At 68.7% G+C, this 18893-nt stretch carries 16 protein-coding genes; 6 read left to right on the forward strand and 10 right to left on the reverse strand.

Features of this window, described 5'->3' with window-relative positions; all coding sequences use genetic code 11:
- Window positions 1–52 precede the first annotated feature (52 nt).
- From ccsB to AC1D2O_RS09830, 3 genes are all read right to left on the reverse strand, one after another.
- Complete coding sequence (ccsB, locus tag AC1D2O_RS09820; RefSeq protein WP_478088304.1) at window positions 53–1369, reverse strand: c-type cytochrome biogenesis protein CcsB; 1317 nt, start codon at window positions 1367–1369, stop codon at window positions 53–55.
- Window positions 1366–3507 carry a cytochrome c biogenesis protein ResB gene (locus AC1D2O_RS09825; protein ID WP_478088306.1) on the reverse strand — a complete coding sequence of 714 codons (2142 nt, stop codon included), beginning with the start codon at window positions 3505–3507 and terminating at the stop codon, window positions 1366–1368. The genes ccsB and AC1D2O_RS09825 overlap by 4 nt, the downstream gene beginning before the upstream one ends.
- Window positions 3508–3610: 103 nt before the next feature.
- On the reverse strand, window positions 3611–4285 hold the full coding sequence (locus tag AC1D2O_RS09830; protein WP_478088308.1) for a c-type cytochrome: 675 nt from the start codon (window positions 4283–4285) through the stop codon (window positions 3611–3613).
- A 70-nt stretch (window positions 4286–4355) separates the two neighbouring features.
- Between AC1D2O_RS09830 and yihA the strand changes: the two genes are divergently transcribed.
- Complete coding sequence (yihA, locus tag AC1D2O_RS09835) at window positions 4356–5099, forward strand: ribosome biogenesis GTP-binding protein YihA/YsxC (RefSeq protein WP_478088310.1); 744 nt, start codon at window positions 4356–4358, stop codon at window positions 5097–5099.
- Between the two features lie 50 nt (window positions 5100–5149).
- Window positions 5150–6064: an alpha/beta fold hydrolase gene (locus AC1D2O_RS09840; RefSeq protein ID WP_478088312.1), complete on the forward strand. Its 915-nt coding sequence runs from the start codon at window positions 5150–5152 to the stop codon at window positions 6062–6064.
- 129 nt (window positions 6065–6193) lie between these two features.
- Here the strand turns inward: AC1D2O_RS09840 and AC1D2O_RS09845 are convergent, their stop codons facing one another.
- Window positions 6194–7078, reverse strand: coding sequence for a lysophospholipid acyltransferase family protein (locus AC1D2O_RS09845; RefSeq protein WP_478088314.1), 885 nt, complete (start codon window positions 7076–7078; stop codon window positions 6194–6196).
- On the reverse strand, window positions 7075–7953 hold the full coding sequence (locus AC1D2O_RS09850; protein WP_478088316.1) for a lysophospholipid acyltransferase family protein: 879 nt from the start codon (window positions 7951–7953) through the stop codon (window positions 7075–7077). The genes AC1D2O_RS09845 and AC1D2O_RS09850 overlap by 4 nt, the downstream gene beginning before the upstream one ends.
- A gap of 181 nt (window positions 7954–8134) precedes the next feature.
- On the opposite strand from AC1D2O_RS09850, the gene metK reads away from it, so the two are divergent.
- Window positions 8135–9316, forward strand: a complete 1182-nt coding sequence (gene metK / locus AC1D2O_RS09855; protein ID WP_478088318.1) for a methionine adenosyltransferase — start codon at window positions 8135–8137, stop codon at window positions 9314–9316.
- Between the two features lie 11 nt (window positions 9317–9327).
- Here metK and AC1D2O_RS09860 read toward each other — a convergent pair whose 3' ends face one another.
- Both AC1D2O_RS09860 and AC1D2O_RS09865 read right to left on the reverse strand, forming a co-directional pair.
- Window positions 9328–9957 (reverse strand): phosphoribosyltransferase, encoded by a 630-nt coding sequence (locus tag AC1D2O_RS09860; RefSeq protein WP_478156849.1) that lies wholly within the window; start codon window positions 9955–9957, stop codon window positions 9328–9330.
- A gap of 23 nt (window positions 9958–9980) precedes the next feature.
- Window positions 9981–12101, reverse strand: a complete 2121-nt coding sequence (locus tag AC1D2O_RS09865; RefSeq protein ID WP_478088322.1) for a TonB-dependent receptor domain-containing protein — start codon at window positions 12099–12101, stop codon at window positions 9981–9983.
- A 210-nt stretch (window positions 12102–12311) separates the two neighbouring features.
- Here AC1D2O_RS09865 and AC1D2O_RS09870 point away from each other — a divergent pair, with 210 nt between their 5' ends.
- From AC1D2O_RS09870 to pgm, 3 genes are read left to right on the forward strand one after another with little or no spacing between them, the layout of a single operon-like run.
- The gene (locus AC1D2O_RS09870) at window positions 12312–13880 is read left to right on the forward strand and encodes a phospholipase D family protein (RefSeq protein ID WP_478088324.1); all 1569 of its coding nucleotides are present in this window, start codon (window positions 12312–12314) and stop codon (window positions 13878–13880) included.
- A 9-nt stretch (window positions 13881–13889) separates the two neighbouring features.
- Window positions 13890–14585 carry an HAD family hydrolase gene (locus AC1D2O_RS09875; protein WP_478088325.1) on the forward strand — a complete coding sequence of 232 codons (696 nt, stop codon included), beginning with the start codon at window positions 13890–13892 and terminating at the stop codon, window positions 14583–14585.
- A gap of 20 nt (window positions 14586–14605) precedes the next feature.
- Window positions 14606–16279, forward strand: a complete 1674-nt coding sequence (pgm, locus tag AC1D2O_RS09880; RefSeq protein ID WP_478088326.1) for a phosphoglucomutase (alpha-D-glucose-1,6-bisphosphate-dependent) — start codon at window positions 14606–14608, stop codon at window positions 16277–16279.
- Here the strand turns inward: pgm and AC1D2O_RS09885 are convergent.
- The 3 genes from AC1D2O_RS09885 to AC1D2O_RS09895 form a co-directional block, all read right to left on the reverse strand.
- Window positions 16276–17616 carry a DUF5666 domain-containing protein gene (locus AC1D2O_RS09885; RefSeq protein ID WP_478088328.1) on the reverse strand — a complete coding sequence of 447 codons (1341 nt, stop codon included), beginning with the start codon at window positions 17614–17616 and terminating at the stop codon, window positions 16276–16278. The two genes, pgm and AC1D2O_RS09885, sit on opposite strands and share 4 nt — an antisense overlap.
- Window positions 17613–18434, reverse strand: a complete 822-nt coding sequence (locus tag AC1D2O_RS09890) for a DUF6502 family protein (protein WP_478156851.1) — start codon at window positions 18432–18434, stop codon at window positions 17613–17615. The genes AC1D2O_RS09885 and AC1D2O_RS09890 overlap by 4 nt, the downstream gene beginning before the upstream one ends.
- Window positions 18435–18552: 118 nt before the next feature.
- Window positions 18553–18837 (reverse strand): hypothetical protein, encoded by a 285-nt coding sequence (locus AC1D2O_RS09895; protein ID WP_478088332.1) that lies wholly within the window; start codon window positions 18835–18837, stop codon window positions 18553–18555.
- Window positions 18838–18893 lie beyond the last annotated feature (56 nt).

Consider the following 18893-nt stretch of genomic DNA (forward strand, 5'->3'; position numbering starts at 1 on the left):
ACGCGCCCAGGGCGCCCGCGGATCATTTCACGAGCGAAAGACCGGCGTGCGCCTACAGGGTGCCGTAGCTGTGCAGCCCGCTCAGGAACATGTTGACGCCCAGGAACGCGAAGGTGGTCACGGCCAGTCCGGCCAACGCCCACCAGGCCGCCACGGTGCCGCGCAGGCCCTTCACCAGCCGCATGTGCAGCCAGGCCGCATAATTGAGCCAGACGATCAGGGCCCAGGTTTCCTTCGGGTCCCAGCTCCAGTAGCCGCCCCAGGCATCGGCCGCCCAGAGCGCGCCCAACACGGTCGCGATGGTGAAGAAGGCGAAGCCGACCGTGATCGACTTGTACATCACGTCGTCCAGCACCTCGTTGGCGGGCAGCCGCGCCGCGATGCGCTTGCGGCCCATCAGGATGCCCGCCGCGATCAGCGCCGAGATCGCGGCGTAGCCGACCCAGTAGCTGCCGCCGGCCTCCTGCACCCGCTGGCGGAAGGCCACCGGCACGAAGCACAGGGCCACGCCCAGCAGCCAGATCGGCGTCAGCTTGTACCAGCGGGTCTCGTCGGCCTGCTCCTTGATCAGGTAGGCGAAAGCGACCATGGCCGCCAGCGAGAAGGTGCCGTAGCCGATGAAGTTGGCCGGCACGTGCAGCTTCATCCACCAGCTCTGGAGCGCCGGCACCAGCGGCTGGATCTCGTGGGCGTCACGCACCAGCGTGTACCAGAGCAGGAAGCCCACCGCGGCACTGACCACCAGCATCACGAAGGCGCCCAGCGCGCGCGTGCGATAGCGCCATTCGAAATACAGGTAGAAGGCGGCCGTGAGCCAGCAGAAGAGGACGAACACCTCGTACAGGTTGCTGACGGGGATGTGGCCGATGTCCGGGCCGAGCTGGTGGCTCTCGTACCAGCGCACCATGGTGCCGATCAGCGCCATCGTGACCGCGGCCCAGGCCAGGCGCGAGCCGATCAGATCCATGGCATCGCCCTGCTTGCCGCCGAAGAAGCCGATCCAGTAGAACAGCGTGCTCATGAAGAACAGCACGCTCATCCAGAGGATGGCCGACTGGCTCGACAGGAAGTACTTGAGCCAGAAGACGCTGTCGGCGCGTGCCAGGTCGCCCTGGTAGGAGACGATGGCCAGCAGCGCGGCCGCGGCGACCACGATCGCGAGCACCCGCAGCGGCCGCCAGAACCAGCCGAGCCAGATCGCGGCCGGCACGGTCGCCACCAGGATCGTCTTCTCGTAGTAGTCCATCGCACCGTGGTAGCGCGAGAACGCGAACATGGCGCCGGCCACCGTCAGCAGCGCGAACAACCAGTCGAAAGGATTGCGGCGCGAGAGCCAGCTGTCGTTGAGCGTGAGCGTGGTGGTGGTCATGACGCGGTGTCTTTCCTGATGGCGAGCAGCTTGTGCTTCAAGTGCTCGAATTCGCGATCGCTGTCGATGGTCTTGCGGTTGACCGAGAAGGCCAGGGTCGCCGCCGTGCCGCGGGGGTCGTCGCCGTCTTTCGCGAGCCACACCCACAGCCTGCGCTCGCGCACGTACAGCATCGCAAAAATGCCCACGATCAGCAACAGGCAGCCCAGATAGACGATGTTCTTGCCGGGCGCACGGGCGACCTGGAACACGCTGGCCTGCACCTGCTTGAAGTCGCTCATCATCATCGCGACCGGGGCCGGATAGAAATGCGCATCGCTGATCGCCAGCACCGCCTGCGTGAGATAGAGCTGCGATTTCTCGTCCGGCGGCATCGCGGCCAGGCCGGCCTTCTCGCGGCTCACGTTGAGCACCTCGAACAGCACGTCGTTGAGGATCCGCACCAGCACCGCGGCGGCGCGCTCGCGCTCGGCCTCGGGCACGTTGGCCTCCATGAACTCGGCCACCGCCTGCCAGCCGCCGGCGCTCACCGCATCGGCCTTGGCCCGCTCGGTGCCCGCGAACAGGGCCAGGGCACGCGCGGCGGACCCGCGCAGCTGGGCCGCGAGCTCGGGCCGCTTCGGATCGGCGGCGCGCGCGATGTAGCGGTCGAGGGCGCGGGCGCGCACGTCGGCGTCGGCCAGGGCGGCGCGCATGCGCACGAAACCGTCCATCGAGCCCTGCTCGTCGGCCGGCACGCGCAGGTAGCGGAACGGATCCTCGGGCCGCTCGCGCACGCCAAGCAGGAACACCGGCTGGCCGTCGCCGGTGTCGACCGGCACCATGTAGTTCTGGAACTCGCGCGCCTGCCCCGAGGCATCGCGCAGCTTGTAGCCGATGCTGGGCCCGATGTTGCGCAGCACCTTGGGCTTGTTGGTCTTGTTGGCGGCGCCCAGGCGCGACTCGAGGTCGTGCCGCAGGTCGACCTTGCGGACATCGGCCCCGCTGGTCATGGCGCCGCCGTTGCCGTCGGCGAAGTTCTCGACATTGATGACCCGCAGCGCCACCAGCTCCAGGGTGAGCCGGTCGCTGCCGTTGGTGATCTCGCTGCTGCCGCCGATGGTGCCGTCGATCTCGAAGGGCTTGGCCGCCGCGGCCATCGGCACCGCCTTCAGCTTCACGCTGGAGCCGCCGTCGTCGAAGCTCGACTGGTAGATCTCGACGCCCTTGTAGCTGGCGGGGTGATTGACCTCGATGCGCTTGGGGAACTGCTCGCCGGTCGCGCGGTCGTGCAGCACGACCTCGCTCGCGAACAGCTTGGGCATGCCGGTCGAGTAATACTCGACGATGAACTTCTTGAGTTCGATCGAGAAGGGCAGGTCCTGCAGCAGCACGCCGTCGGACTGGTTCAGGATGGCGACGCTCGACTGCGCGCCCTCGGGCACCAGGATGTTGCCGCGGAAGGTCGGGTTGCGCGGCGACAGGCGATGCTCGGGCGCCACATCGGCGATCAGGCCGCCGCCGGTGTAGACGCTCTTGCCGTTGAACCAGGTCTGAGCCCGCACCACCAGGTCGCCGTCGAGCAGCCCGCCGATGCACACCAGCACGATCGCGCTGTGGGCCGCGATGTAGCCGAGCTTGTGGGCACCACCCGCACGGGCGGCAACCATCCAGCCATCGCCCTCGCGGTGCTGCAGCTTGACCTTCCAGCCGCCGCTCGCGAGCAGCTGGCCGATGCGGTTGGCCGCCGTGTCGGGCGTTTCGGCGAGCACGGCCTGGGCCCGCTGGCCGAAGGCTTTCAGGCTCTGCGCCCGGATGTTCTCCTTGTAGGTCTTCAGGTCCCTGAAGATATGCGGCGTGTTGCGCGCGATGCACAGCGAGGTGCTGATCACCAGGAACAGGAGGATCAGCAGGAACCACCAGGCGCTGTAGATCGCGTCGAGCTTCGCGGCGTGGAACACCTCGGCCCAGAAGGGTCCGAACTGGTTGACGTAGTTGCCGAAGGGTTCGTGCTGCTTGAGCACGGTGCCGATGATCGATGCGATGCAGATGATGGTCAGCAGCGCGATCGCGAAGCGCATCGACGAGAACAGCTCCACGGCCGCGCGGACCACTTGGGGTCCGCGACGGACTCGAAGGCCGTGGGTGGAGACAGACATGGAGGCGAGCGTGAAAAGCAAAAAAGGCGGGCCGTCCTGCTGGATCGGCCCGCCTTGTTAGGAGTTTGTTGTCGGCGGTTGGTTCAGAAGTCGGAAGCGGGGTTCAACGCAGGCCGGCGATGTAGTCTGCCACCGCTGCGATTTCCTTGTTGCTGAGCTTGGCGGCAACCCCAGTCATCACGGGCGAATTCAGGCGACCGCCTTCGCGGAACATGTTGAGCTGCTGCACCGTGTAGTCGGCGTGCTGGCCGCCCAGGCGCGGGTACTGCGCGGGGATGCCGGCGCCGTTCGGGCTGTGGCAGCCGGCGCAGGCGGGAATCTGGCGGTCGGCGGCGCCGCCACGGAAGATGCGCTCACCCAGGGCCACCGTGTCCTTGTCCTTGGCGAAGCCGGGCTTGATCTTCTTCGAGCCCACGAACCAGGCGATGTTGCGCATGTCCTCGTCCGAAAGCGCTGCCGCCATCGGCTTCATGATCGCGCTCTTGCGCTTGCCGGACTTGAAGTCCTGCAGCTGCTTGAGGATGTACTCGGGGTGCTGCTGCGCCAGCTTGGGGTTCGCCGCGATCGCCGAGTTGCCGTCCGCGTTGTGGCACGAGGCGCAGCTCTGGCTGTTGGCCGGCGTGGCATTGAAGACCGTGTCGCCCTTGGCGGGGTCGGGCTTCGGAGCCTTCGCAGGCGCCTCGGCAGCCGGCTTTGAGGCGTGCTCGTCAGCGGCGAAGCTGGCACTGGCGGCGATGCCCAACAGGGCTGCAAGCAGAAAATGGGCAAACAACTTCATATCGGGGGCTTGGATTTATGGCGCAAAACCCGGCGATTCTACAATGGCGCCCCGTTACGAAAGCTTATCGATGACCACCCCGCCGCGGAAGCCCGCCGTCAGCTACTCCCGCACGGCGACCGCCGCCGACCCCGAAGCCGCCGAACGCGCCCGCGTGGCGCGCGGCTGGCTGCACACCGCCCACTTCCTCACGAGTGCGCCGCAACTCGAACATCTGCCGCCCTTCGAGCTGCCGGAAATCGCCTTCGTCGGCCGGTCGAATGCCGGCAAGTCGACGGCCATCAACACGCTCACGCAGCAGCATCGGCTGGCCTTCGCGTCGAAGACGCCCGGCCGCACGCAGCACATCAACCTGTTCGGCGTCGGCAAGCAGAAGGTCGACGACGCGGTGCTGGCCGACCTCCCGGGCTATGGCTACGCGGCCGTGCCGAAAGAAGCCAAGCTGCGCTGGCAGCGGGTGATGGGCAACTACCTGATGACGCGCGAGAACCTGCGCGGCGTGGTGTTGATGTGCGACCCGCGCCACGGCCTCACCGAGCTCGACGACATCCTGCTCGAAGTGATTCGGCCGAGGGTCGAGGAAGGGCTCAAGTTCCTGGTGCTCCTGACCAAGTCGGACAAGCTCACGCGTTCGGACGGCGCCCGCGCACTGTCGATTGCGCGACTGCAGGCTGGCGGCGGCGAGGTCAAACTGTTCTCGGCGCTGAAGCAGCAAGGCGTGGACGAGGCGGCCGAGCTGCTGTGGCGCTGGGCGCATCCCGAGGGCGGGCAGCCCGCACCCCCCGAGCAAACACCCATCGACGAGCAGCCCTGAGCACTGCGCAGGCGCCTCCTCGCCGCCTGGAGACACGAAGGAGACCGCCTGTGATCGAGACTTTCGCCCGTACGCTGCCGAACGGCACCACCCTGAGCTGCCGCGCGGCCGGCGCCGCCGGGCGCCCGTTGATGGTGTTCCTGCACGGCTTTCCCGAAGCCGCATTCATCTGGGACGAATTGCTCGAACACTTCGCCGCGCCCGAACACGGCGGCTTCCGCTGTGTGGCGCCGAACCTGCGCGGCTTCGAGAAATCCAGCGCGCCCGCCGAGGTCTCGGCCTACCGCGCCCACCTGCTGGTGCAGGACGTCGCCGAACTGGCGGCCAGCGAGAACCCGGCCGGGCGCATCGAGACGCTGGTGGCGCACGACTGGGGCGGCGCCTTCGGCTGGAGCTTCGGCAACCGGCACGGCGACAGGCTGGGCCGGCTGGTGATCATCAATTCGCCGCACCCGGGGACCTTCGCGCGCGAACTGCAGCACAGCCCTGCGCAGCAGGCGGCCAGCGCCTACATGAACTTTCTCGCCCGGCCGGATGCCGAGGCGTTGCTGGCGGCCGACGACTACCGCCGCATGTGGCCCTTCTTCCTGGGGATGCAGGCCGGGCCCGACGGCTTCGGCTGGCTCACCGACAAGGTCAAGGACCAGTACCGCGAGGTCTGGAACGCCGGCCTCACGGGTGCCTGCAATCTCTATCGCGTCACGCCGCTGAAGCCGGCCATGCCGGGGCAGCCGGCGCCCGCGATGCCGGAACTGCCCCGCGACAAGCTGACCGTCGCGGCGCCCACGCTGGTGCTGTGGGCGCTCGACGACAAGGCGCTGCTGCCCGGGCTGCTGGAAGGCCTGGAGGACTATGTGCCGAAGCTCGACATCACCCGGGTGCCGGGCGCCACGCACTGGGTGGTGCATGAGCAGCCGGCGTTCGTCGCATCGGAAATCGAATCGTTCCTCCATCGCACCCGCTGACTCTGCACGGCCGGCGCAGCCAGGCCCGTTGGTGAAACACCGCGGATCTGGCTTTGCCAGGCCGCTGGTGTTGCCCCCGGCAGGGGGTGGGCGCCCGGACACGAAGTGCCGGGCAACCTGGGGGCGAGCCTAGTACACCGGTTCTTCGCCCTCGGGGCGGGTCTTGAACCGGCGATGCACCCAGTAGTACTGCGACGGCATGGTGTCGATGTAGCCCTGCAGGCGCTGGTTCATCAGGGCGGTGTCGGCCACCGCGTCGTCGCTCGGAAAATCCTTCCAGGCCGGCAGCACCTCGATCTCGTAGCCGTCGCGGGTGAGCTTCGAGATCACGGGCACCACCTTGGCCCGGCCCAGCCGCGCGAAGCGCGAAAGCGAGGGCACGGTGGCCGCCTGCACACCGTAGAAGGGCACGAACACGGTCTGGTCGCGACCGAAATCCATGTCGGGCAGCAGGTACAGCAGGCCGCCCTTGCGCAGTCCCGCGACGATCGGCTTGATGCCGTCGACCCGGTTCAGCGTGATCACGTTGCCGAAGCGCTTGCGGCCCTCGCTGATCCACTCATCCACCATCGGATCGCGCTGGGTGGTGTAGATGGTGGTCGAGGGGCGGTCCGTGTGCATGGTCAGCGCCGTGGCCGCCGCATCCAGGCCGTAGAAATGCGGCGCGAACAGGATCATCGGCTCGTGGCCATGGGCGATCTCCTCGACCATTTCGGCCGCGCCGTGCACCTTGAGCCGCCGGGTCACCACCGCTTCCGGTGCGTGCCACAGCCAGCTGCGGTCGAGCCAGGACTGCGCCACGTAGACGAAGGTCTCGCGCGCCATGCGGTGCCGCTCGGCCGGCGATTTGTCGGGGAAGCACAGCGCGAGGTTGGTGTCGACCACGCGCCGCCGCGGCACCGCGAGCACGTGCAGCACGCGCCCGAGGACGGCGCCGAAGCCGCGCACCAGCGGGAACGGCACATGCGCCAAAGCGCGCATGAAGCGGATGCCGAGCCGGGATGTCAGGCTCATGGCGCCGCCTCCGCCGCGGCCTCGGCGCGCGGCTGCTTGTAGCGGGCGTAATCCCAGACGTACTGGCCGGGCAGGCTGCGGATCAGCTTCTCGATGCCCTCGTTCATCGCGGTGGCGGCGGCCTCGGGCGTGGCCTTGGGGTCGCTCATCGCGGTGCCGTCGAAAGGCACGAAGCGGATCGCGTAGCCGGCGCCGCGGGGCAGGCGCTCGCAGACGCCGAGAAAGACGCGGGCCCCGGTCTGCTGCGCGAGGCGCGGCAACAGGGTCATCGTGTAGGCCGGCCGGCCGAGGAAGGGCGCCCAGACGCCCTGCCCCAGCGGCGGCACCTGGTCCGGCAGCAGTCCGGTATAGCCGCCGCTGCGCAGCGTGCGGATCAGGCCGCGCACACCGGCCACCGTGGTCGGCAGCGTCCGCAGGCCGGGGCGGTCCCGCGAACCGGCGATCAGGTCGGCCATGAACTTCTTGCGCGCCGGCCGGAACAGCGCCGTGATCGGGCCGTAGGCCTCGAAGAAGCGCTCGCCCACCGCCTGGCCGAAGGTTTCCCAGCTGCCGAGGTGCGGCGAGACCAGGATCACGCCCTTGCGCTCGGCCAGCGCGGCCTCGAAGGCCTCGATGCCGTCCCAGCGCACGAGACGCGGCAGCAGGCTTTCACCGCGCGGGCGGGCCCAGACCCACGGCAGCTCGCCGACCATCGCGCCGGCAGCGGCGATCGCCGGGCGGTACTGCGCCGGCGTGAAGCCCGCCGCCTCGGCGTTTTCCTTGAAGCGGCGGCGGTAATCCGGCGCGAACCACCAGACCAGCCAGCCCAGCCAGCCACCGATCGCATGCATGACGGGCAGCGGAACACGGGCGAGCAAACGGAACAAGGCAATCATCGAAACATGGGGATGGAAAGGACGCGCGCGCAGGCTACAGCGCGGCTCGAATAGAATGCGAATTGTCGCTGAGTTATGGAACTACTTGCAGAGCGACGTTAAACAACACTGCTAAAGCGTTCGCCAAGGCTCCCAAACGGGTTGGCAACGCGCCAATTGACCTGCTACGGAGCTTCACGACATGGCGAACGATTTTCTTTTCACTTCCGAATCCGTTTCCGAAGGCCATCCCGACAAGGTGGCCGACCAGATCTCGGACGCAATCCTCGACGCGATCTTCGAGCAGGACCCGCGCTCCCGCGTGGCCGCCGAGACCCTGACCAATACCGGCCTGGTGGTGCTGGCGGGCGAAATCACGACCAACGCGCACGTCGACTACATCCAGGTGGCGCGCGACACCATCAAGCGCATCGGGTACGACAACACCGACTACGGCATCGACTACAAGGGCTGCGCCGTGATGGTCTGCTACGACAAGCAGTCCAACGACATCGCGCAGGGCGTCGACCACGCCAGCGACGACCACCTGAACACCGGCGCCGGCGACCAGGGCCTGATGTTCGGCTACGCCTGCGACGAGACGCCCGAGCTGATGCCGGCGCCGATCTACTACGCGCACCGGCTGGTCGAGCGCCAGGCGCAACTGCGCAAGGACGGCCGCCTGCCCTTCCTGCGCCCGGACGCCAAGAGCCAGGTCACGATGCGCTACGTGGACGGCAAGCCGCACAGCATCGACACCGTGGTGCTCTCGACCCAGCACCATCCCGACCAGAGCGAGACGCCGACCAAGATGAAGGCCTCGTTCAACGAAGCCATCATCGAGGAGATCATCAAGCCGGTGCTGCCCAAGGAGTGGCTCAAGGACACCCGCTACCTGATCAACCCGACCGGCCGCTTCGTCATCGGCGGCCCGCAGGGCGACTGCGGGCTCACCGGCCGCAAGATCATCGTCGACACCTACGGCGGCGCCTGCCCGCACGGCGGCGGCGCCTTCTCGGGCAAGGACCCGAGCAAGGTCGACCGCTCGGCCGCCTATGCCGCGCGCTACGTGGCCAAGAACATCGTCGCCGCGGGCCTCGCGCGCCAATGCCAGATCCAGGTGGCCTATGCGATCGGCGTCGCCAAGCCGATGAACGTCACGGTCTACACCGAAGGCACGGGCGTGATCCCCGACGCGCAGATCGCCGCCCTGATCCAGGAGCATTTCGACCTGCGTCCGAAGGGCATCATCCAGATGCTCGACCTGCTGCGCCCGATCTACGCCAAGACGGCAGCCTATGGCCACTTCGGCCGCGAGGAGCCCGAGTTCACGTGGGAGAGCACGGCCAACGCCTCGAAGCTGCGCGCAGCCGCGGGGTTGTAGGCCGTAGGCTTTCAGCTTCCGGCCAGCAGCCGGCAGACCTCCTCGTCGGAGGTCTGGCCGAAGTCCTGGTACCAGAGCCCGACCGCACGGAAGTGCTCGGGCGTGAAAGCGCTCACCACCTCGTCGGCCACGCTGGCGACACTCTGGACCGCCTCGCGCGACGCCACAGGCACCGCGACCACGATGCGCTGCGGCCGGCCCGCGCGCGCCGCCATCACGGCGGCGCGCATCGTGGCGCCGGTCGCCAGGCCATCGTCGACCAGCAGCAGCACCCGCCCGCCCAGCGCGAGCGGCGGGCGCTCGCCCCGATAGAGCCGCTCGCGGCGCACCAGCTCGGCCTGCTCGCGCGCGACCACGGCCTCGACCTCCGCCTCGGATACCGGCCAGGCAAGCGGCGAATCGTCCATGAAGCGCACGCCGCCGGAAGCGATCGCGCCCATGGCGTACTCCTCCTGGCCCGGGTAGCCGAGCTTGCGCACGACCAGCACGTCCAACGGTGCGCCCAGGGCGTGCGCGATCTCCCACGCCACCGGCACGCCGCCGCGCGGCAGCCCCAGCACCAGCAGGCCTGGCTGGCCGCGCCAGCCGGCCAGCGCTGCGGCGAGCTTGCGCCCCGCATCGCGTCGATCCTTGAATTCCATTTGCCACTCCTGCGGCCCGGGAATCAGAAACGATACGCCGCACTCATGCCGATCGTCCAGTTGCGCCCCGGTGCCGGTTCGAAGTAACGGGCATTGCCTTCGTTGACGATCACCGAGCCGATGTATTGCCGGTCGAACAGGTTGTCGATGCGCGCGAAGGCATTCAGGTCCCAGCGCTGCCACTGCATGAGATAGCCGGCGAACAGGGCGACCACCGCGTAGCCCGGCACGCTCACCGTGTTGCGGTCGTTGGCCTCGATGCTGGCGAGCGCGCGCAATTCGGTGCCGGCACGCCAGCCCTGGGGCGGCACCCAGCCGAAGGAGGCGAACAGCGTTTGCGGGGCGATGCCGGGGATCCGGTTGCCTCCCGGGACGATGCCGGCCGCCGTGCAGGGCACGGTCGCGCAGAAGGTGTCGCTGTAGCGCGCGTCGAGCCAGGTGTAGGCCAGCTGCGTGCGCCAGTTGTTCTCGCTCTCGTGCTGCCAGGCGAGCTCGAAGCCGTCGCGCGTGGTCCGGCCGGCGTTCCGGAAGGTGGCCCTGCCGCCGACGTTGGTGGCAGTCACGATCTCGTCGCTCGTGCGGGTCTTGAACAGCGCTGCCGTCAGCAGGCCGCCTGCCAGCCGCGCCTTGGCGCCGACCTCGACACTGTCGTTGACGGCCGGCTGCAGCGCGAAGTTGAGCCCGCCCAACCCGTCGGGACGGTACGAAAGCTCGTTCAGGGTCGGCGTCTCGAAGCCGCGGCCCACCGAGGTATAGAGCGCGAGGTCGCGTGTCGCCTGGTAGCGCAGCGACGCCACCGGCAGCGTCTCGGCGTAGCGCGCGCTGCCGCTGTCGTCGCGGTTCGCGCCCACGATGTAGTGGTCCTGCGAATCGAAATCGACCGTGCTGCGGCGCACGCCGGCCTCGAGCGTCCATTGGTCCGCGAAGCGCCAGGTGCCCTGCACATAGGGGTCGAGGTTGTAGACCTCGTTGGTCTCGTTGCGCCGCAGCCGCCCCTGCACGCCCAGCAGCAGAGGCTTCGCGGCCGGACCCAGGAAGTTCTCGTAGCCCGTGCGGTGCTCGCGCAGCTTGTTGTACTCCAGCCCGGCCACCAGTTCGAAGGGCCGGTCGGCCAGTTGCATCTGCGAGATCCAGCGCAGGTCGGCGCCGCCGAAATCCCGCGCCAGTCCGATCACGCCGCCGGCGCTGGTCGGGCTCAGCTGCGCCGAAGGCGGGATGGCCTGGTACTGCGAGGTCTTTCGCTCGCCGCCGTAGACCAGCATGCGCAGCGCGTTGTCGGGATCGAGGCGGCGTTCGTACAGCAGCCCGGCCTGCGTCTGGTCGACGCTCTTGCGGGTGTCGAACTGCGTCGCGATCGCTGCGCTGCGCCGGTTCAGCGCGTACTGATCGGCCGTGAGCCCGAGCGGGTCCTGCGCATTCAGGTGCACGCTGTTGGCGATCAGCGTCAGCCGGCTGCCATCGTCGAGCGTGAAGCCCATCTTGCCGTTGACGATGCCGCGCTCGGCCGCGCTGTGGTCGCGATACCCGTCGGTTTCGAAATGGCCGGCGCTCAGCAGATAGTCGACCGCACCGGAAGACCCGCTGGCCTTGAGACCGGTGCGCGTGGTGCCGAAGCTGGCCGCGGCCATCGCGAAGCCCAGCTTCGGCGGCCCCTCGCCAGTCTCGGTGAAGGATTGCACCACGCCCCCCGAAGAGTTCCCGTAGAGCGCCGAGAAGGGCCCTCGCAGCACCTCGACGTGGTCGACCGAGCCGATGTCGATGTTGGAAGTCTGGCCCTGGCCGTCCGGCAGGGTGGCCGGGATGCCGTCGACATACAGGCGCACCCCGCGCACCCCGAAGGTGGAGCGGGCGCCGAAGCCGCGAATCGAGATCTGCAGGTCCTGCGCGTAGTTCTGCCGGTTCTGGATCTGCAGTCCGGGCACGCCGCTCAGGCTCTCCGACAGGTTCACGCCGAGCCGGCTGTCGCGAATGTCCGCGCCTTCCACCCGGTCGACCGAACCGGCGACGTCGAAGAGCGGCGTCGGACCGGCCGGCGTGGACACCGTGATCTCCCCCAGCGTCGGTGTGCTCCCGGTGTCCTGGGCCCGGACCGCAGACGAAGTGGCGAGCAACAGGCAGGCGGAAGCAACGGCGGAGAATTTCATCGCCGCGATTCTGCAGCGTCATCGCGGCGGCGCCGTTGGCGAAGGGCAACACCCTATGGCGCGCCGATGCGCAGCGGGCCCCGGAGCGTCGAAACGCACCGGCAGGCGCGCACGGGAAGCCACCTTGTCTCGGCAGACCCGGCTACGATCCGCTGGCCGTTCATCCGGGCGGCGCCCTTTTCTTCCGGTCGCTCCGCGCGCTCCCGTCCCATGCTCCGTTGCCTGGCTCTCGTCCTCGCCTGCCTGCTCTCGGCCTGCGCCGGACTGCCGCCCGTTCCGGCGACGCCGTACGTCCCGGCCCTCCCGGCCTCGCCCGCCACCGAACTGGGCCGGCTCGCCGCCCCCTTCAGCGCCCGGCCCGACGGCCTGTCGGGTGCGCGTGTGCTGGCGCAGGGCGCGTTCGCGCTGGACGCGCGGCTCGAACTCATGCGGCGCGCGCAGTCCTCGCTCGACCTGCAGTACTACCTGCTGGGCAACGACAAGACCGGCAAGCTGATCCTGCGCGAATTGCGCGACGCCGCCCGGCGCGGCGTGCGCGTGCGCCTCCTGCTGGACGACTTCTACACGACCAAGCTGGACCCGCTGCTGCTCGGCCTGGCCGCCACCCCGAACGTGGAGATCCGGCTGTTCAACCCCTTCGTGGCCGGCCGCGACCATTCGGCCACCCGCTGGATGAGCTTCGCGGCCGACTTCCGCCGGCTCAACCACCGGATGCACAACAAGCTCTTCGTCGCCGACGGCGCCTTCGCGATCGCCGGCGGGCGCAACCTGGCGGACGAGTACTTCCTGCGCAGCGACGGCCCCAACTTCATCGACCTCGACATGCTGATGGCCGGCCCGGTCGTGACCGAACTCGAGACCATCTTCGACAACTACTGGAACAGCGAGGTGGTCTGGCCGCTGGAGGCCATCGTGCCGCCCCTCGAATCGCCCGCGGCACTGCAGGCGAACTTCGAGCGGCTGACCTCGCGCAAAGTCGCGCCGCTGCCCCCGGCTCCGCCTGCGACCGACATGTTCGGCGATCCGCGGCTCGGCATCCTGATCGACCGGGGCCGGCTCGAGCTGATCCCGGCGCGCGCCAACGCGGTGGCGGACTCGCCGAACAAGGCGCTGCGCCCGGAGGACGACGCCGCCGCCAGGGAACGCCGGCCGCCCACCGTCGCCGAGCGCATGCGCGTACAGCTCGACCAGGCCCGCTCCGACGTCGACATCGTGTCGCCCTACTTCCTGCCCGGCGAAGCGGGCATGGCGCAGATCGCCCGGCTGCGCGCCCGCGACGTCCGCATGAGCGTCGCCACCAATTCGCTGGCCGACACCGACGAACCGCTGGTCAACATCAACTACAACGACTACCGGGTCGAGATGCTCCGGCTGGGCGTGCGGCTCTACGAAGTCAGCTCGGAGCAGATCAAGCGCAGCCTGAACCTGCGCAAGGTGTTCCGCCAGTCGCGCGGGCGGCTGCACGCCAAGCTGGCGCTGATCGACCGCGAATGGTCCCTGATCGGCTCGCTGAATTTCGACCCCCGCTCGGCCCACATCAACACCGAGCTGGGCGTGCGTTTCGAGAGCTTCGAAGTGGCGCACCGCCTGCTCGATGCCTTCCAGGTCGACAATGTCGAAAGCGCCTACGAGCTGCGGCTGAAGCCCGGCAGCGACCAGATCCAGTGGGTGAGCACCGATGGCGAGAACGTGGTGTACGACGAGGAGCCTGACGCCAACGTGCTGGTGCGGCTCAAGCTGCTGCTTTTTTCGTGGTTCGTTCCGAGCGACTTGCTCTAGGAGGCCCCGATGCAGGACATCGTTTTCTTGCTCGACGTCGACAACACGCTGTTCGACAACGATGGCCTGGTCGACGACCTGCGACGCCGACTGGCCGACAACTTCGGCACCGCCAGGGCCGAGCGCTACTGGACCTTCTTCGAGGCGCTGTTCAGCGAGCTGGGCTACGCCGACTATCTGGGCGCGCTGCAGCGCTTTCGCCTGCGAGAACTCGGCGACGACGACATGAGCGACCCGCGGCTGCTGCAGATGTCGGCCTTCCTGATCGACTACCCGTTCGCCGAGCGCCTCTTTGCGGGTGCGCTGGGCGTCGTCGAGCACCTGCAGCGCTTCGGCGTCCCGGTGATCCTCTCGGACGGGGACGCGGTGTTCCAGCCACGCAAGGTGCAGCGCTCGGGGCTCTGGCAGGCCGTCGACGGCCGGGTGCTGATCTACATCCACAAGGAGCTGATGCTCGACGCGGTGCAGCAGCGCTACCCGGCACGCCACTACGTCATGGTGGACGACAAGCTACGCATCCTCTCGGCCATGAAGGCCGCGCTGGGCGAGCGCCTCACCACCGTCTTTCCACGCCAGGGCCACTACGCGCTCGATCCGCGGGTCGTCGGCGCCTACCCCCCGCCGGACATCACGCTGGCGCGCATCGCCGACCTGCGCGACCTGCCCCCGGCCACCTGGCAGGGCGCGACCCGGTCCAGCCCTTGAATCGCCACACAGGAGCCTCCATGGCCTCACGCATCAGCCCCCTCGCCGGCCAGCCGGCGCCCCCCGACGCCCTCATCGACATCGACGCGCTGCTCGCGGCCTATCGCGCCGAGCGACCCGACCCCACCGTGGCGGCCGAGCGCGTGGCCTTCGGCACCTCGGGCCATCGCGGCTGCGCCTTCGACCGCTCCTTCAACGAGTGGCACGTGCTCGCCATCACCCAGGCGATCTGCGACCATCGCCGGGCGCAGGGCATCGACGGCCCGCTCTACCTCGGCATCGACACGCACGCGCTGTCCGCGCCCGCGGCCGCCAGCGCGCTCGAAGTGCTGGCCGCGAACGGCGTCGAGGTGATGCTGGCCAGCGGCGACGAATACACGCCGACCCCGGCCCTGTCGCACGCGATCCTCACGTACAACCGCGGGCGCACGCGCGGGCTGGCCGACGGCATCGTCGTCACGCCTTCGCACAACCCGCCGCGCGATGGCGGCTTCAAGTACAACCCTCCCAACGGCGGGCCGGCCGGCACGGACATCACGGGCCCGGTACAGGACGCGGCCAATCGCTTCATCGAGAAAGGACTCGAGGGCGTCCGGCGGATGCCGCACGAGAAGGCCTTGCAGGCCGCGACCACCCACCGCCACGACTTCCTGGCCGCCTATGTGGGCGACCTGGGCAGCGTGATCGACATGGATTCGATTCGGGCGTCGGGCGTGCGCATGGGTGTCGACCCGCTCGGCGGCGCCGGCGTCCACTACTGGGGCGCGATCGCCGAACGCTACCGGATCGACCTCGCCGTGGTCAGCGACGCCGTCGATCCTCGGTTCAGCTTCATGACCCTCGACTGGGACGGCCAGATCCGCATGGACCCGTCGTCGACCTACGCGATGCAGCGCCTGCTCGACATCAGGGACCGCTACGACGTCGGCTTCGCCTGCGACACCGACCACGACCGCCACGGCATCGTCACCCGCAGCGCCGGCCTGCTGCAGCCCAACCACTACCTGTCGGTCGCGATCGACTACCTGTTCCAGCACCGTCCTCAATGGGGCGCCGGGGCGGCCGTGGGCAAGACGGTGGTGTCCACGCGGCTCATCGACGCGCTTGCGCAAAGGCTCGGCCGCCGGCTCTTCGAAGTGCCGGTCGGCTTCAAGTGGTTCGCCGACGGCCTGCTGGACGCCTCGCTCGGCTTCGTCGGGGAAGAAAGCGCGGGCGCTACCTTCCTGCGCCGCGACGGCACGGTCTGGACCACCGACAAGGACGGCATCACCGCAGCATTGCTCTCGGCCGAGATCACCGCCCGCACCGGCCGCGACCCCGGTGCGCTCTATGTCGAGCTGGCGAACGAATTCGGCCATCCGGTCGCCAGCCGGATCGACGCGCCCGCCAGCCTGCAGCAGAAGAAACAGCTGGCGGCGCTCGCGCCGCAGCAGCTGCGCGCCAGCGAACTGGCCGGCGAGCCGATCGACACCGTCCTGAGCCACGCGCCCGGCAACGGCGGCGCGATCGGCGGCATCAAGGTGATCGCGAAGAATGGCTGGTTCGCGGCCCGCCCCTCAGGCACCGAGGAGATTTACAAGATCTACGGCGAGAGCTTCCGCGGTGCCGAGCACCTGGAGCGGATCCTGGCCGAGGCGCAGACCATCGTCGACGCGGCGATCTCCCCTGCGGGCCAGGGCCTGAACAGGCCCTAGTCGAAACTGACCTGGCTGGCGATCAGCGCGCCATTCACCACCTGAGCGCCCAGCACGGTGACCTTTGCGCCATTAGTCAGGCCGGCCTGCGCGCCGTTGACGAACACGACGCCGGGGCTGCTGGCGTCCACCAGTTGCCCGCGCACGCGGAAGCTCGCCGGAGAAGCAAAGTTGCCCACCGTGCCGATGAGCGTGTAGGACGGCAGTGCGCCGCCGCCAGGGATGTGCACGATCTTGAGCTTCGCTGCGACCAGCACGCCGTTGACCAGGGTCCCTCCGACCACCACCTTGACTCCGTTGGCGATCTTGGCAGCGGCGCCGCCGGTGATCTGGGCTGCCGAGGCATCGATGGTCGTCCCCAAGAGCTGGAACGAACCCAGCCCCGTGTAGTTTCCGATCACGCCTTCAAGCTGGATCGGCGTGCCGCCCACCTTGGGGATCACGTACCAGCTCTCCACCCCCGTGGCGTCGAGCACGCCGGCTGCGGGCTGGGTGTTGGCCCGGACCCGCACGAAGGCGCCGTTTGCCAGCGTACCGGCATCGATGCCGGCGGCAAAACCTGCCGAACCGTACGCGATGCTCAGGCTGCCCAATGCGAAGGTGCCTCTGGCCGTGTCCAGCTGCGCCACGGTGCCCGTGACGACGGGGGCGGCATTCACGGCGGCCTGCTCCACGCGTGTCGCGCGCAGCACGCCAGGGCTCGTCGGCAGGCCCCAGACCTGTACCGTCGTGCCGGCGGCCAGGCCGGCCAGTCCTGGCACATCGGCCCAGACGGTGGTCTCGTCGACGCTCACCGTCGTGCCCATGACCACGAAGCTGCCGCCGACCGGATCGATGACGGAGACCGCTCCGCGCAGTTCCACCGCGGAGATCACCTGCCTGGCAACGCCATTCGCAAAGGCGGCGTCGACCGGACCCGTGACCTTGGCGGTCATCCCGATCTGCAGCGTCGCGGCATCCGACAGGCTCACCACGGCCTGGTCGATGTCATAGCGCAGGCCATTGACGATGATGCTGCCCATGCCATCGACTGCGCCGACGCTGGTGGCGGCATCCGCGGTGCCGATGCCGGTGCCGCCCGACCCGACGCCGGAGTTGTCCCCACCCGAGGCCGTGCTCGTCGATCCCCCGGTGGACGCTGATCCCCCTGTGGCGCCGGTGCTGTCGCCCCCCGCATCGCCGCTCGATGGCACGGCGGCGGACGCGCCGGCCGCTCCCTGGGCCGAGGAGGCTCCGCCCACCGGACTGCCGCCGCCGCCGCCGCCGCCGCCACCGCACGAAAGAAGCAGCGCCAGCAACAGCGGCGTCAGGCTGGCGAGCCAGGGTCTGGTCTTCATGATTTGCTCTCGGTCGCGCCCGGTGGGTCCGTGGCGTCTTCGTAATAGGTGTAGATGCCGACGCGGATCCGGCCCGAGGCGGCCGGGCCCGCCGCCTCGACAGCGCGCGTCATCTGCGCGGTCAGCTCATGATGCAGCCCGCTCCAGCGCTGCCGGACGATCTCGTGAATGGCTTCGCAATCCTGCATTGTCACGCCGCCTGCATACACCGCACGCTCGAGCAGCGGCGGCCGATTCCCCTGGATGTTGGAGACCGCCGCGAGCAGGTGATCTCGGGAGTTGTCGCCGAGGAATGCGAGCATCGACTGCAGGTCCGCCGAAGGCACGAAGCCCTCGGCCTTGAGTTCGACGTATCCGTCGTGCTCGGTCACCATGTTGAGCCGAACCAGCTCGTCCAGGATCGCTCGATGGTGCACGTTGCCACGGCTGCCCTGCCAGGCCAGTTTTTCAAACGACTGGATGTCGCCGTTGCCGACGATCGGCAGCCGCCGGTCTTCGGGCCTGTCGGAAACAAGCTGCAGCCACGTCGTGAATGTCTTGGCGGCCGCCGACACGTCGGTGCTCGCGAGATGGTCGCTTGGCTCCCGGACCTTGGCCGTGACCGCCTTGCGGTTCAGGCCCGTCGCCACCGAAAGCTGGCTGATGTTGGGCTCTTTCACGCCCTCGGCGCGCCACAGGCGGCGCGCCTCGTCCAGCAGGAGGTCGCGCAGCAGTTCTTCGAGGTGAGGGTGCTTGAGCCCCATGGCCAGCGCGAGCCTGACCACCGGACGCAGGATGCGTGCGCAGGCGGCTTGGACCCAGGCGAGTTGGTTTTCCATGAAGGTGAATGGGGACGTGTCTGTTTCGCGACCCTGGCCGCGCACGGCGAATCTAACAGGGTCGCCATGCAACCCTGCAAAGAGCGATGCGCGTTGCGACTCAGCGATCGCTCTCGCTTTACCAGTAGGTTCTCTGCCTTCTCATCTTGAGCGGAATTTCCGGCTTTTGCGCGCCGAGGCCGGACTTGCCGTCCGCGCCGCTGCCGCCGCCGATCAGGAACGGCAGTTGACGATAGCGGAAGCTCACCGAATGGTCGATCCAGACCCGGCCGTTCCTCAGGCTCTTGCGCAGCGACATCATGGTGCAAGCGGCGAAGGCATGCAGGCCGAAGCGCGGGTCGACGTCATGCACCAGGTCGTGCCAGGCGGTGCCGACATCGGGCAGTGCAAAGTGGCGCCGCACGACGCCTTCAAGCCCTCCGCGTTGCTCGGCTGCTCGCGCTCGTACCCAAGCGCGAA

Source organism: Variovorax sp. P1_G12 (genome assembly GCF_056405555.1).

Bases quoted from the DNA above. Each gene is read 5' to 3' on its own strand.
- AC1D2O_RS09870 (WP_478088324.1), top strand. From the start codon at position 12,312: ATGCTCCGTTGCCTGGCTCTCGTCCTCGCCTGCCTGCTCTCGGCCTGC.
- pgm (WP_478088326.1), top strand. From the start codon at position 14,606: ATGGCCTCACGCATCAGCCCCCTCGCCGGCCAGCCGGCGCCCCCCGAC.
- AC1D2O_RS09860 (WP_478156849.1), bottom strand. From the start codon at position 9,957: ATGGAATTCAAGGATCGACGCGATGCGGGGCGCAAGCTCGCCGCAGCG.
- AC1D2O_RS09845 (WP_478088314.1), bottom strand. From the start codon at position 7,078: ATGAGCCTGACATCCCGGCTCGGCATCCGCTTCATGCGCGCTTTGGCG.
- yihA (WP_478088310.1), top strand. From the start codon at position 4,356: ATGACCACCCCGCCGCGGAAGCCCGCCGTCAGCTACTCCCGCACGGCG.
- AC1D2O_RS09875 (WP_478088325.1), top strand. From the start codon at position 13,890: ATGCAGGACATCGTTTTCTTGCTCGACGTCGACAACACGCTGTTCGAC.
- AC1D2O_RS09850 (WP_478088316.1), bottom strand. From the start codon at position 7,953: ATGATTGCCTTGTTCCGTTTGCTCGCCCGTGTTCCGCTGCCCGTCATG.
- AC1D2O_RS09890 (WP_478156851.1), bottom strand. From the start codon at position 18,434: ATGGAAAACCAACTCGCCTGGGTCCAAGCCGCCTGCGCACGCATCCTG.
- ccsB (WP_478088304.1), bottom strand. From the start codon at position 1,369: ATGACCACCACCACGCTCACGCTCAACGACAGCTGGCTCTCGCGCCGC.
- AC1D2O_RS09865 (WP_478088322.1), bottom strand. From the start codon at position 12,101: ATGAAATTCTCCGCCGTTGCTTCCGCCTGCCTGTTGCTCGCCACTTCG.
- AC1D2O_RS09885 (WP_478088328.1), bottom strand. From the start codon at position 17,616: ATGAAGACCAGACCCTGGCTCGCCAGCCTGACGCCGCTGTTGCTGGCG.
- AC1D2O_RS09825 (WP_478088306.1), bottom strand. From the start codon at position 3,507: ATGTCTGTCTCCACCCACGGCCTTCGAGTCCGTCGCGGACCCCAAGTG.
- AC1D2O_RS09830 (WP_478088308.1), bottom strand. From the start codon at position 4,285: ATGAAGTTGTTTGCCCATTTTCTGCTTGCAGCCCTGTTGGGCATCGCC.
- metK (WP_478088318.1), top strand. From the start codon at position 8,135: ATGGCGAACGATTTTCTTTTCACTTCCGAATCCGTTTCCGAAGGCCAT.